This window comes from Rehaibacterium terrae, assembly GCF_014202935.1.
GTDB classification, from domain to species: domain Bacteria; phylum Pseudomonadota; class Gammaproteobacteria; order Xanthomonadales; family Xanthomonadaceae; genus Rehaibacterium; species Rehaibacterium terrae.
Window position 1 is genome coordinate 1 of sequence record NZ_JACHHX010000020.1, and the last position, 14,471, is coordinate 14,471.

The following is a 14,471-nucleotide window of genomic DNA, read 5'->3' on the forward strand; positions in this document are numbered from 1 at the left end:
GGCAACGACGGTGTGATTTTCCGGGGATTCGCGCAGTCGTCCAAGGGGGGCCAAGCCAAGCCCGCTGCGGAGTTCGTGCATTTTGCAGGGCCGACGAATTCGCGCCACTCGGCTTCAATGAGGCCGCGGCTGTTCGCCGCGGATCACCGCACATCGGCATGCGTTCATGGCACGAGGAGACCGGCGCTTCAATGAGGCCGCGGCTGTTCGCCGCGGATCACACTAGTGCTGCGGAATGGCTTTACAGAGACGTACAGACAGCTTCAATGAGGCCGCGGCTGTTCGCCGCGGATCACCGGCTGCTTTCGCGGCGATGCTGCACCGACCTCATGCGCTTCAATGAGGCCGCGGCTGTTCGCCGCGGATCACTGCGTCGGCGATGTAGCACCCCTGGGGGGCGGCGAAGCTTCAATGAGGCCGCGGCTGTTCGCCGCGGATCACAGCGACAGGCCATCGAATCGGCGCTGATCCTCTACCGGCTTCAATGAGGCCGCGGCTGTTCGCCGCGGATCACGGATCGATGCGTTACTGGCTCCATCGAGTCATAGTGGCTTCAATGAGGCCGCGGCTGTTCGCCGCGGATCACGCCGAAGTCGCTAGCGCCCTGCGCGACAGCCACACCGCTTCAATGAGGCCGCGGCTGTTCGCCGCGGATCACCAAGTACTGGGGCCGATGGTCTGCATCTTGCGAACGCTTCAATGAGGCCGCGGCTGTTCGCCGCGGATCACCGACGGGGCCATATTCATCTTGGGTTGTTCTAAACTCGCTTCAATGAGGCCGCGGCTGTTCGCCGCGGATCACACATCGTGGGCGTCGATGGCTGGGCCGTGGAGGTCGCTTCAATGAGGCCGCGGCTGTTCGCCGCGGATCACCGATCATAATGAACGACAAACAATTTCCGGAGAACCCGGCCGCTTCAATGAGGCCGCGGCTGTTCGCCGCGGATCACAAGAGGTCAAGATTAAAATGCTTGACCACCTTCAAGCTTCAATGAGGCCGCGGCTGTTCGCCGCGGATCACCCGCCAGGGGCACGCCTCCGGGTCGCCACCCCGGAGGCTTCAATGAGGCCGCGGCTGTTCGCCGCGGATCACGGTTCTCGCCAGTGCACCGGGTCTATGACCTACGGCGGCTTCAATGAGGCCGCGGCTGTTCGCCGCGGATCACCGGCGCTGTAGCGCGATGGGATGTCCTGGATGCACCAGCTTCAATGAGGCCGCGGCTGTTCGCCGCGGATCACTGGTGTTCGTGCTGTGGGCTATGTGAGCTATACGCCGGCTTCAATGAGGCCGCGGCTGTTCGCCGCGGATCACGAGGTAGGTCTCTTTCTGCAGCGGCGCGGTAGTGCGGCTTCAATGAGGCCGCGGCTGTTCGCCGCGGATCACAGTCGTCCATCCGCGCGGGCACCCGCGGCAACATCATGCTTCAATGAGGCCGCGGCTGTTCGCCGCGGATCACGGTAATGGCGGCGTAGGCTTTGCACACCGCACGCTCGCTTCAATGAGGCCGCGGCTGTTCGCCGCGGATCACACACAGGCTTGCGGAAACCGAGAATCTTGGCGACCGCTTCAATGAGGCCGCGGCTGTTCGCCGCGGATCACTTCGTCGTGCAGTACGATACACTGCATCTGTCGGCGTGCTTCAATGAGGCCGCGGCTGTTCGCCGCGGATCACGTCTATCAAGGGCCGGTTTTCCAGCCCGAGACCAGGCTTCAATGAGGCCGCGGCTGTTCGCCGCGGATCACGCCGCAGAAGCCGCCGAACGGACCGCAGAGGCCGCCGCTTCAATGAGGCCGCGGCTGTTCGCCGCGGATCACGAACTCATGGGACATGCGCTCGAGCGCGGCTTGAACAGGCTTCAATGAGGCCGCGGCTGTTCGCCGCGGATCACACGACGGCACGTTCACGGGATACCTGGCGGTCTTCGAGCTTCAATGAGGCCGCGGCTGTTCGCCGCGGATCACCAGGTAGCGGCCGATCCCCCACAACACGGCCGCACGCTTGCTTCAATGAGGCCGCGGCTGTTCGCCGCGGATCACGGCGGGATCGCCCGCAACCGCGAGCGGCAAAAGCAGGCTTCAATGAGGCCGCGGCTGTTCGCCGCGGATCACGCTGCGTGGCGAGTTGAGGGGCGAGCTGCACTTCGAGCTTCAATGAGGCCGCGGCTGTTCGCCGCGGATCACGGCCTGATCCTCTCGTGCACGCGCGTAGAGCTGGGCAAGCTTCAATGAGGCCGCGGCTGTTCGCCGCGGATCACCCGGTAGCGCGTATGCAAGGAGTCGCGCCCCTTGGCAGCTTCAATGAGGCCGCGGCTGTTCGCCGCGGATCACGGGACCGAGGTTATCCCGGGTCGTGTCGTCGGAACGGAGCTTCAATGAGGCCGCGGCTGTTCGCCGCGGATCACCGGCGAATCGCCACCGAACCCGACGGCCGGATACCCGCTTCAATGAGGCCGCGGCTGTTCGCCGCGGATCACTTGCCTTGTGGAAGGCTCAACGAACCCGACGCTAAAGGCTTCAATGAGGCCGCGGCTGTTCGCCGCGGATCACCCGGTGAGCAACAGCTTTGGAATCGCGCACATCTGGCTTCAATGAGGCCGCGGCTGTTCGCCGCGGATCACAAGAAGAGGGCTACTTTGTGTACCACAAAGGTACTTTGAGGCTTCAATGAGGCCGCGGCTGTTCGCCGCGGATCACGACCCATTGCAGCGCGATGGACCCATCCGGCCGGTGCTTCAATGAGGCCGCGGCTGTTCGCCGCGGATCACCTTTGGAACGAAGGCCGACCGTTTGTCGTCCTCGGAGCTTCAATGAGGCCGCGGCTGTTCGCCGCGGATCACGCGTCTCGCTGGATGCGGCGGTGACCAAGGTGTTCTTGCTTCAATGAGGCCGCGGCTGTTCGCCGCGGATCACCCTCCTCCAGCACCACCGGCATCGCCTCGTTCGAGAGGCTTCAATGAGGCCGCGGCTGTTCGCCGCGGATCACGCCCATGACATCGTCGATCATGCGCTCGACGGAAAGCTTCAATGAGGCCGCGGCTGTTCGCCGCGGATCACCCGCCCCTGACGCTCGGCCTCTGTCATCAGGTAGCCGGCTTCAATGAGGCCGCGGCTGTTCGCCGCGGATCACAGGGGCAGGTGCAGGAATTCACTGGCATCAAGACGGGCTTCAATGAGGCCGCGGCTGTTCGCCGCGGATCACTCGTCCTGTAGCACGTGGCGCTCAAGCCGACAATGCGGCTTCAATGAGGCCGCGGCTGTTCGCCGCGGATCACACGGCAGGATGCGCAAGCTCGCGCCGGAAGATTGGCTTCAATGAGGCCGCGGCTGTTCGCCGCGGATCACATGAATGGCGAGAGCGGCATTGTCACCGCCATCGAGCTTCAATGAGGCCGCGGCTGTTCGCCGCGGATCACATGCGCAGCCAGTCCTTCACGTCCTGCACAGTAGGTGAGCTTCAATGAGGCCGCGGCTGTTCGCCGCGGATCACTTGCTTCCGGGGCCGCAGGCGGGAGTGGACTGGCTCGCTTCAATGAGGCCGCGGCTGTTCGCCGCGGATCACCTTCACCTTATCTCGACTAAGCGCCTCGGTGACACCTCGCTTCAATGAGGCCGCGGCTGTTCGCCGCGGATCACCGCCAGCGGGCCAGGTACTTGATAGCGTTGCCTTCCAGGCTTCAATGAGGCCGCGGCTGTTCGCCGCGGATCACCTGCTTGTTCTGGCTGGCTCGCATACGTGGGCTTTTCTCGCTTCAATGAGGCCGCGGCTGTTCGCCGCGGATCACCAGTACGACAATACCAATCGCGGCATTCTGTTCGAGCTTCAATGAGGCCGCGGCTGTTCGCCGCGGATCACATTGCATGGCCCCTTGGGTCGTAGGTTGATTACGCAGGCTTCAATGAGGCCGCGGCTGTTCGCCGCGGATCACCGTGGTGCGTCCTTGGCGCCTCACTCATCCCCGATAGGCTTCAATGAGGCCGCGGCTGTTCGCCGCGGATCACAGAGCAATTGCTTTGTAAGCAATCGGTTGCCTGTTGCTTCAATGAGGCCGCGGCTGTTCGCCGCGGATCACCTGCTGCATCGCGAGCTGCTCGGGGTCGGAAATCCAGCTTCAATGAGGCCGCGGCTGTTCGCCGCGGATCACAGGTGTGGCCGCGCCGCTGGGCGGGGCCACACCTCAGGCTTCAATGAGGCCGCGGCTGTTCGCCGCGGATCACGCCACTCTGGCAGAGCGAGCCGGAACGGCCCTTGCGGACGCTTCAATGAGGCCGCGGCTGTTCGCCGCGGATCACCCAACACCACGCCAGAAGGCGTCAGGGACGCCCTGAAGCTTCAATGAGGCCGCGGCTGTTCGCCGCGGATCACGCTCTCGGGCAGGTCGGGTGACTTGCTTTTCGGCGCGAGCTTCAATGAGGCCGCGGCTGTTCGCCGCGGATCACAGCCCCTCCGCAAAACCTTGACGAGCAAAGCCTTGTGCGTGGGCTTGCGAGCGCTCGTTTCGACGTCCGGATTGAGCGGCAGCGATATGCGAGCAGCGTCGTAACGATAGCTGGTAACTGTCTCATTTTTCAAAGAGCGACCAGCTGCGAGCGCTGGCCGGGGCTGGCGCCACCACTCGAGCGCTCGCAGCGTGGTGGCGGATGGGATGAGCATAGCGGAATGGCAAAGAGGTCGGCTCATACGATGACCGGGCTGCGCTGTACGGGCTCGAAGCGCCCGCCCAGAGCGACAACCCGGGGCTTGACCCTGTCGGCAGGGCCGAGGTCGATCACGAGTAGGGCGTCGGTCGCCGGGGCGATGGCCGTATCGAGCAGTTGCAGCATCTCGGCGTGGCGTCGGCGACTGAGCCGGCACTGAAACACGGAAAGTTGCAGCCATTCACCGAAACCCTTCATCAGCTTGAATACCTGCCTCCAGCGCTTGGGGTCGCGGATGTCGTAGGTGACCAGGTACAGATGCTCGTCCATCGGTGTCTCTCCGATTGAGACTTCGGCCCGCCTTCAGCGGGTGGTGAAATTGGGATAGTCCTCGAGTTCACCGAGCAGAAACCGGCCCAGCAATCGCGCCTGCAACTCGAGCAGGCGCCGATAGTCGAGCCGGTAACCGAACAGGGGATGGGTGACCTCGTGGGACAGGCGCCGCTCGAAGGCGGCGATGAAGCGCTTGCGGCCGTCAGGCGCCAGGTTGACGCTGCCGGCGGCGCTGACGAAGTCGCTCGGATGGATTTCGCCGTTGTTGATCACCTGGATCACGACCGAATCGGCAAGCAGGGGGCGGAACGGCTCCATGAGGTCGAGCGCCAGCGCCGGACGGCCGTATCGCGGCTGATGGTAGAAACCGCGATACGGATCGAACCCAACCGCCTGCAGGCTCACGTGCAGGGTGCGGACCAGCAGGGTGTAGGCAAACGACAGCATGGCGTTGACCGGGTCGGTGGGCGGCCGGCGGTTGCGCTGGGTGAAGTCGAAGGCCTGCACAATGGCTTCGTCCTCGGCGGCGGCGGCGCGCAGCAGGCCACGGAAGTGGGCGAAGTAGATGGCTGCCGCATTGCCCTCGATGCCGAGCAGGGTCTCCAGCGAGTCGGCGCGCTCGGCCTGCTGCTGGATGCGCTTGAGGTCGGCCAGCGCACGCTCCGGCTTGTCTTGCGGTTTCCAGTTGCGGCGCAGCATGGTGCGCTGGTTGGCGATCTTGGCGACGACGAAGCCGCGCGCCAGACGCAGGCAGACGCGCTCATCGAAACTGGCGCGGTACTGCGCGGTGCGCAGTTCGACGTTCTTGTGGCCATTGCCGACGGTATGGCCATAGAACCAGCCGCCGTAGCTGTGCCAGGTGACCGGAATGTCGCGCTGCATGAGCTCGGCCAGGCACGGTGTCGTGATGTACACGTTGCCCATCAGCACCACTTGCGAGGTTTCGCCAATGCGTGCAGTGGCCAGAACATTGTGGTCCTTGCTGACCTCCAGCACCTCGCCTTTCTTGCTGAGCTTGGCGTTGTGCTGCTGAATGTATAGCGGAAGTGCTTCGTGACGCGATACCGCAAGCGGGCGCGGAGCCAGCTCGGGAGACTTGAGGAAACGAACCTCGTCGGGCAGGCAGATCGTCACCAGCGAACAGCGCGGGCACTTGGGGCTGTCTTCGAGCGGGGGAGGAATGCGTCCTCCGGCGGCCATGGCGCGCAGCTCGGCAATCGCCTTGCGGGTGAGTGCCAGCAGCTCCTCGTCGAACGTCACCCGCACACGCTCGCGGCTCTCGACGTAGTAGATCGCACCCTCCTCGCAGACATAGCCGTGTTCGCGCAGCAACAAGCCCTGGGCGCAGAGCTGCACCCGCTCGGGGTCGTACACGCCGCGCGCGGTATGTGGCCGCTTGCCGCGCTTGTAATCCACCGGCGTCACGATGTTGCCCTCGCCCTCGATCAGGTCGAGCCTGGCGATGAGGCCGAGCTTGTTCGATGACAGGGTGATCGAACGGGCGTGGATCTCGATCCGTTCGGCCTCGGCCTGCTCCGCATCCGGCAGGTCGCCGGCCAGTTTATCCACCCGTTTGTGCCGGTGACGGCCCTCGATGGTGTCGGCCGATTCCATCCACTCGCCCTGCACCCACATCAGGTAGGCCAGACGCGGGCAGTACACATGCTCGTTGAGCATCCGTACCGGGATCGGCGGCTGGTCGCCGGAAAGTTCGGGAAACGGCAGTTCCAGTTCGCCTTGTCTGGGCTCCATGCGCAAGCCTCCCCGGCAGCTTTGCGCTGCCGCTCGAAATGCCGCTGCCTGCGCGGAACCACAGTTGGCGGCACTGCCAGATGCGTTCTCGGTGCTGGAATGGTAATGCTCCGGTCCGAACGCGATGGCTGTGGCTGATGTCCAGGCGCATCAGCCGCCATAGGGCGTAGCGTGTTTCGACAAGTGCCCTCTCCAGGCTCACCCTATTCGGCATCGACAGAAGCGAACAGGCCCAGGCCGTAATGGCAGCCGAAGCCCAGGGCAAGCGGGCCACGCACGGGCGCTGCGAAGCGCAGTTCGATCAGGCGGCCGAGGGTGTCGGGCTGGGTGAGGCCACGCTTGCGGCGGAAGCGGTGGTAGTGCAGGGGCTTGAGACGGCGGCCGCTGAAATCGCAGTCGGGCAGTTCGCGGAAATCGAGGATCTCGGGCAGACCTTCGCCGCGGGCATGCCACTCCTTGCGTAGTTGTGCGAGCAGTGCCTGATGCAGGGCTTCTGGCGAGCGCATGGCCGGTTTTTTCAGGTGCCAGGGGTGCAGATAGGGCGTGAGGCTGCGCCAGAGCGTGGATTCGCCAGCCAGTGGCGTCTGTGCGCGGAACAGGCTGCCGGCGCCGACGCCCTCGAGCATCACGCGCAGCCGTTCGTCGTCGCCGTAGCGGACCGTCGTGAGCGCGGTGAGCGTGCGCAGGGCATCCGCACTCAAGCCGCCAGGCACATGGACGAGAAGGTGCGTGATCACGCCGCGCTCGTCCGGGTCCGGAAGCCAGAAGGCATGGCCGTGGCGGTTGTCGTCGGGAAGATCGTGGCCCGACAGCTCGCGCGGAATGTTGTCGTCACCCAGCAGGCGCTTGGCCTGGCCCATGACGGCCGCGCGCAGGGCTTCGCCCATGCGGATGGCATCCTCGATGCGCGGCAGCGGCTTGCCGTAGAGGGCGAAGCGGGCGCTTGTGAGGGTCGTCCTCGCTCTTGCCATGCCTCGCTCAACCGAAGCGACGGAAAAATCAGATTTCCACGGCTGAGTCAACGCCTGGTCTTGGATTGCCTGGCCACCGAAAAGCCAGAATCAAATCTTTCACGTCGCGCAAGCAGGCTAGGTCGGGGGTGCGACGAAATAGCTCGCGACAGCCGTCTTCAGGAGCTATATTAGGCCAGTCAATCAAACGATCACCCGTAGTCACAGTTACTCCTAAGTAATTTCCAAAGATATAGTGTCAACAGGCTGATCTGGTTCTGCTGTTCAGTAAACCGGCGTCATCAAGCCTAGCCCCATAAAACGCCCATTGCCCAGAAGCAGGGGACCAGCCAATTTCTCTTTGAAGGTGAGTTCTACATGCCATAGACGATCCTCCGCGAACCTAGTCCCGCTGGCAAATGCTTCGGTCCGTGCTCCGCTTGCCGTAAACGGTTCCCGCTGAAGACGGATCGCATCCACCCTCGTTCGTACCCCAGCATGACGCAGCGCCTGAACTACTGCTGCTGCCGCTCTTTCCAGTCCGACTCTTCGCTCAGATCCTGTCTTCACTTGCGACCGCATGCGCGACCGACCGATCTGCCAGCTGCGGCTAGCAACAGGCAGCACAGCAGGTGTGACCGTACGCCAAACCCGGTAGAGTCTGTTGTCTTCGAGGGCATCTTCGAGAGCATAGTGTCGCAAGAATCCTGCGTCATCAGCCTTGACCAACGTTGCAAGAATTTCTCCGGTTTCCTGATCGAAAACATCCAGTCCGGAGAATGCCCTAGCCACGACATCCGCACGCAGTGGACAAGTCGGTGGCACCTCGACCAATACACGCCGGATCTCCTGATCGGCATGGAAATGCCCGATGGAGGGCAAAGGGATGATCCGAACACGATGCTCAGGTGGTATATCGTTAGTTCCGTCGGGCCTACGACCCACCAGCACACGGTCGATGTCGCCGGTGATCCCGGGCAACGCCTTTTTTAACCAGCCCACAGCACCATCGCGCAACTTGGCAACGAGAGCTGTGGTGCGTGTCAAAGGCCATGGCGCGAAGGCTCCTGTGGCGCTCTGAAGCTCGTAGAGCTGTCGCGAAGGCGGGTTGTTGTATGGAGTCTTCCGAAATCGGGGTGTGGGCGGTTTGCGAAAAACCACACAGACCGACTCACCCTCTTTCACATATCGGAATCGGTCGCCAAATGCTTCATAGCGAAGACAGAGGCTCTTGAGTGAACCGAGGCAAGGGGCCAGAAGCTCAATCTCACTGCTTCCAGCCGATGGACGGTAGAGGTGGCCTGGGTGCTTGGCAAACAAGTCTTTGAGCGCGCCATCATCAAGGACTTCACCCCACGCCCATGCCATATCAATACCACGCCCAAACTGGTAAAGGCGTTCTGCCAGCGAGCAAATCACCTTGGCATGTTCTCCGTCAGCTTCCTCCGTTAGAGACCATACGTAAAGAAAGGGAACCGCAGCGTCGAAATGCCAGGGTTTGAAGTGCTTCGTCGCGGTCCGAATTTTCGCCATTCTTTGCGGATCACCTCCGATTGCGTCGCTGTCGTTGTTTGGCATGTAGAACAAAACGCCACGACTGGGCTGCCTTGCAAGCGGTGCGGCTACGAGCGGCGGGTCCTGCCTTTCGAGCCACTCGAGCGCGTTTTTTTCTGTCTCCGCGAGCGGACCCCCGAGGCCAGCCCCCGCGACCAACGCCTGGAAGAGACGCGCGGGCGAAGGGGGCCAGTCGGCACAGCCGTGGTAGCGCCCGTCGTGCAGACGGATGTAAAGGACGAGTGCTTTCATCGCAGTTACTCGGACTGGTTCCCCTTTTCCTCTTCCGCAACCTTTTTCTGAAGCAGCTTCTTGGCTGCATCGAGATTGAACTCGTACTTGAGCGCTGGCGACTTCTCTCCTTCTTGAGATTTCTCCCCATCTCCTTTAGGCCATTTCTCGTTGAACACGGCAGGCCACTTCGTACGGAATGGACCTGCTGTTTCCCTCGCATATTCTTTGATCGTCTCTACATCCAGCCTGATCGGTGTCGGCTCGCCTCGTCGAGGGACCTCGTACCACGCGTCGCCGTTCTCCGCATAGCGCAACAAACAACCTTCGCGAAGGTAGAGTTCGATATCGGCGGTAGCAGCCATTAGGGAAAGGCCGAGGAGGTACTTGCGGATTTCAGTGGTTTCCTGGTCATTCTCGCCACGCAGGCCGCGGAGCGCCACGAGATTGACTGTCACCTCGCGCTCGATCGAACCTTTTACTAAAACACCTCCGAGGACGCGCGCCTCCGGATTCGGCAAACCGTCCCGATACTGCTGCACTTTGGTCTTGCGAAATGTCGCTGGCGCATCTGCGAGCCCTTTTTCCGAAAGATCTGTCTTTTTCGCCTTCGCCTCTTTCTTGAGTTCCTCTTGTTGCTCCTCATCCAGCAGCTTCCAGATCGAGTTGAACTGAGCCGCCGCGTGGAGCGGTTCGACGTCCCAAGCGCGGATAATCGACCGCACAAGGCGCGGGCGTTTCTCGCCCGTGTTGCCACGGGAGTCCCAGACCCCGAAGACGAGTGACGTCGGAGCCACGGTGCATAACGGTCCTGCATCTCCTTGCTGGAGCCTCTTGAAAGCAGGCTCGATCAGCTTGAGCAGGTCTGGTGAGGACTGGACCACCGCGTCAGCGGCGCGGTGAGCAAGATCGAGCAGCGAGCGCGTCACTTCTCGCGGTTGCTTGCACTCCTTATTAGCCTTCTTCGCATTGCCAGCATTGCTCTTGCAGTTTTCGCATTCGCCGCATGCTTCCTTGTGGATAAGAATCTCGATCTGGGGGACAAGCCAGTCGTTGGGGTCCTTCGACTCCGACTTGAAGATCGGCTCGAGTCGGTTGGCCTGCGACCCTACACTGTCGATGGTCGCCACACGGGTACCATCCGACAGGGTGTCGATGTTGTAGCCGATGTCTGCATAGGTCGGCGGGAAGATAATTCCGCTTTCCTCAACCGGCAGAAGACGCTGCTTCAGGCGCAAAGCCACTGGGCCATCATTCATGGTAGCCCAGTTGTCCAGATCGTTCTCGGTTACCTGCTTTATATCGGTTGAGTCGTTCATACTTGAGTCTCCTCAGTTGCAAACGTGACATTCTTGTTCTTGCCAGCAAGATCGAGCGTGAATCGAAAAAGTCGAATCGGAATGCCCATGCTTGAACCTCCGAGTATCGGACGCGCGAGGATTGGCGGTACGTAGCCTCTCCAGACGCCATAGCACACCTCACGGGTCTCGTACTCGTCAGGACGGGCGTGCTCGAGGCCGATGGCAGCGAGCATCTCTACGATGGGAGAGGCCTCCACGTGATGCTTTTGCTTGTCCGGTGAATAACCCACGTCGATCGCCATCCATGATTTTCGAGCGTCGAACTTGAAACTGCTGCCGCTGAGGGGGACTGTGAGGTCAAACGGCTTGCTTACGAGTTCCGCTCTACGACTCTTCCAGAGCTCGCCAATCTTCTCGAGCATCTGCCGGCTAATCGCGTCACTGCGCTGCTGGCCAGCGAAAAGCTTGAATGAGTTGCGCGAGGATGCATCGCACCAGTGGGAAACGTCTAAAATGCGATTGCCAACACTAAACCGTAGCGGCAAGATCATAGGGTCAGCTTTGCCTGCGGGAAAAGTTCCGATCTGTCTTAGCGGGGCGTCTGCCGTTGAATCTTCATTTCCGTCGGCGGCACTTTGGTTCCCTTTCTTCCCTTTCTTCTCTTTCTTCTTGTCTTGACTTTTCTTGGCTGGGGGATCCGCGTAACTCTCGGGCACCAGCCGCTCGATCTTCGCTTCGACCAGGAACTGGAGCACAGCCTCGAACGGGTTGCCCTCGTTTTTGCCTGCATGGAGCTGGAAGCGCACTTCGGATTGGTTGGTCCAATCGAAACCACCCTCGGCGCCTCCGAGCAGAACATCTGCCACCTCCAAAAAACCCATGCAGGCGAAGACCTGCCCTGGGTTGAAGAGATCGACAGCAATCGACGCCTTTGCCATTAGTCGCCTCCCGTAGCTGCGCGCAGTTCGTTGTCCCGTGAAGCCTGCTGGTCGGCCGCGCGCAAGAGCGCTTCCCACCACGCAAGGCCCCAGGGGCCCCAGTGGTCCTGCAAGCGCGCGAATCGAATGGCGATTTCGGCTGCCTTTGTCTCGAGGGCAGAGGGCGGCGCGTCGTCACAGCTAGTTGTGCCAATCACGGGTCGCGCGAAGCCATGGTGTGCCACAATCAAGTGCAGCAAGAGGTCGCGATTTTCTGCGGAGAGCTTTGGGACTCCTTTGTCGTTTTCGACGCGAAGCAACGACCCAAGTTCGTGGCGATAGCCGTCGAGGAGACGGTAGTCGATGGGACCCTCAGTCTTCGCATAGATCCCATCTTTCGGTGCATGAAAGGCGCGCTGCCATCGTGCCGCCCGCTTGCCTTCGTCGTGGTGACGCGCAGCGAGCGCAAGCACCTCAGTCAGCTCGTCGTCCAGACCGGCTGCCTTGGCCAAACGACGGGCGCGCTCCTCGGTCCAGGACTGATGCTCGTCCAAAAGCTGGGGGCGAGATGTCGAGCGATCCTCTTCGGTCGCTGCGATTTGCCGCCACTTCTCGACGATGAGCCAGCGGGTTGGCTCGCCATCCTCGGTCACAGCCGATGCGAAACGGTAGCGCTGGTGCCAACCCTTATCACCTGACACAGTCGCGGACGCCTCAATGCTACGTATCCGAAATCCAACCACTCCCTCGTCGAGCCAATTCTGTCCGTCGTCCGCCGTGCGGGGCAGGTCATCGGCATTGTCGTGGAGGAGCCCATCCTTCAAACCCGCGATGCGTGCATCGAGGATGAGCGTGGCCCCCTCCAGCACCGCCTTGAAATTTTCGATTTGAGCAAGCTCCTTGAACACGAACGACTTCCGCAAGCTGCCGTCAGCGTCAAGCACGAAGGCCACGACATCGGTCTCACGAAGGGGATGCTCATCGGGTACCTCAGCTTGCACCGTTTTCTGTTTGATCAACTCTGCGTGACGCTTTTCAAGCCAATCAATAACGCGGAACGTTTCAGTCTCAAGAATTTCACTCAGGTGCGGTGGTGCGGCCTCGAAAAAGGCTTCAATTTCCTTCTTGTGAGGCGCAGGGCCCGATCTGCGCACGGGGAGGTGCTTTCGCCATACGAGTGCAGTTTGCGGTGGATCATCCTTGATCCAGCCTCGCAACCAGGGCTGGATGGCTGGGCGCCCGGTATGCTTTTCGAGCGACGTCATGGACCAGGCGTCGACGAGTGGACGTGTCAATTCGGGACGAAGCGGCTCCGGCGTTACAGCCTCGTCGAGCATTTTCCTCAAAGATTCGTCGGTTTCGGCACGCATTTTGAGGTCCAGCAGGGCACCTGGGCTGGCATCGATGGCTCCATCGTCATTCTTAGGGAGTTGCCGGATTGGCTTCTGATGGTTCTCCCAGTCAAGCTTTTCCTTCTCGTACTTCTCTACCCATTTGCGCTCGCTGTTGTTGAGCTCTTCTCCTCGGTCTCGTTTGTCCAACGCATCTTGTTGCCACTTGTTTGCCTTCGGCTGCGGCTTCAGGATCACGATGACGTGTGCCTTTCCCTTACCACGCCGGTTTACACGTCCGAGGCGCTGGACCATCCGCTCCCAGGCGACGAGGTCGCACACCATGTGATCGGCGTCGAGGTCGACGCCGACCTCCCCGGCGGACGTCGCAAAAAGAAATACCGGTCCGCTAGGCACCGTCCCGCTTCCGGCGAGAAGACCGTGCTCCTTCAACCATTGCTTAGCAGCCTCGCGCTCGAACACGCGGCGGCTGCCGACGAAAAGCTCTGATTCGATCTTTACTGCTGGCTTTCCCTGTTTCTTATCGCCCTTTGCCAACTTCTCAACAGTCACTTTGGCCTTTCTGGCAACCTCGCGGCTGTCGGCGTAGACGAGGACCCGCATCGCCTTCTTGCCTTCGTCCGCGAGAGCCCAGGCGCGCTCGGCCAACACATCCTCCAACTTCTCGTCGTTGACGCATGGGATGATCGTCATGGACTTCAGCGCACTCAATCGCTCTTTGACGAGCTCATGCTCAAAGTCTTTTTCTGTCAGCTGGAAACGACTCTTTCCCTGCGCGCGCCCTGTGGCTGAAAGCGGCAACACTTTGAATGGCGGAATGATCTGTTGACAGCTCTCATCGCGCCCACGTAGCGACGGTTCCGAGGCAATGGATCGCAGCAGGTGTTCGAACGGTGGCACGAGATGCGCCTCGTCAAGCACGACCAAAGTATCCACGCCCAGAAGACCTGCGTGATACGGCCGCATCTTACGGGAAACGCCATAGCCCTCGAAGAGCAGGCGCGAGCCGATCATGTCCACAGTACCCACGATGATCGCTGGTGAAGTCGGGTCGTCGAGCCATTCGCGGTTGTCCACATACTGGCCACGCAGCGTCGAGATCGGCAGTGCCTGGTTCTCGCGTAATCCGAGTGCGCTCTTCAATTCTGGGTCTTCACCGACGCCGTCTCGGAGCTTCATTGCTTCATCCGTGGCCTGATCCACCACTGCCCGGCGATCCACTACGTAGGCGAGCCGTGTTGGAACTTTTGCGCCACAAGCCTGCGCGATCAACCAGATCGTCATGATGGTGGTTTTGCCCAAGCCGGTCGGGATATCAACGGCATCAGGCAAATCTCCTCCCATGAAGCGTGCGTATAGCTCTTCTTGCCATGGCATGGGGTCATGCCCGGTGAGGCTTCTAAACCATCTCGTGAATTTCTCAAGATTCATCAAGGCAACCCCTC

General features: G+C 61.4%; 7 protein-coding genes and 1 CRISPR repeat array. All 7 genes read right to left on the reverse strand.

Annotation, left to right across the window (positions count from 1 at the left end):
- Positions 1-111: 111 nt before the first annotated feature.
- A CRISPR array of direct repeats spans positions 112-4,438; the repeat unit is 36 nt; unit sequence GCTTCAATGAGGCCGCGGCTGTTCGCCGCGGATCAC.
- A 237-nt stretch (positions 4,439-4,675) separates the two neighbouring features.
- On the reverse strand, positions 4,676-4,966 hold the full coding sequence (gene cas2 / locus HNQ58_RS11710) for a CRISPR-associated endonuclease Cas2 (protein WP_183949115.1): 291 nt from the start codon (positions 4,964-4,966) through the stop codon (positions 4,676-4,678).
- Positions 4,967-4,999: 33 nt separating this feature from the next.
- On the reverse strand, positions 5,000-6,721 hold the full coding sequence (gene cas4g/cas1g / locus HNQ58_RS11715; RefSeq protein ID WP_183949116.1) for a CRISPR-associated endonuclease Cas4g/Cas1g: 1,722 nt from the start codon (positions 6,719-6,721) through the stop codon (positions 5,000-5,002).
- Between the two features lie 203 nt (positions 6,722-6,924).
- Positions 6,925-7,692, reverse strand: coding sequence for a type I-G CRISPR-associated protein Csb2 (gene csb2, locus HNQ58_RS11720; protein WP_183949117.1), 768 nt, complete (start codon positions 7,690-7,692; stop codon positions 6,925-6,927).
- A 264-nt stretch (positions 7,693-7,956) separates the two neighbouring features.
- Positions 7,957-9,477, reverse strand: a complete 1,521-nt coding sequence (csb2, locus tag HNQ58_RS11725) for a type I-G CRISPR-associated protein Csb2 (protein ID WP_183949118.1) — start codon at positions 9,475-9,477, stop codon at positions 7,957-7,959.
- A 5-nt stretch (positions 9,478-9,482) separates the two neighbouring features.
- Positions 9,483-10,775 (reverse strand): type I-G CRISPR-associated RAMP protein Csb1/Cas7g, encoded by a 1,293-nt coding sequence (cas7g, locus tag HNQ58_RS11730; RefSeq protein ID WP_183949119.1) that lies wholly within the window; start codon positions 10,773-10,775, stop codon positions 9,483-9,485.
- Positions 10,772-11,695, reverse strand: a complete 924-nt coding sequence (cas8g2, locus tag HNQ58_RS11735) for a type I-G CRISPR-associated protein Cas8g2 (RefSeq protein WP_183949120.1) — start codon at positions 11,693-11,695, stop codon at positions 10,772-10,774. The genes cas7g and cas8g2 overlap by 4 nt, the downstream gene beginning before the upstream one ends.
- A complete protein-coding gene (cas3g, locus tag HNQ58_RS11740) occupies positions 11,695-14,457 on the reverse strand; it encodes a type I-G CRISPR-associated helicase/endonuclease Cas3g (protein WP_183949121.1) in 2,763 nt (920 codons plus the stop codon). The genes cas8g2 and cas3g overlap by 1 nt, the downstream gene beginning before the upstream one ends.
- Positions 14,458-14,471: the final 14 nt, after the last annotated feature.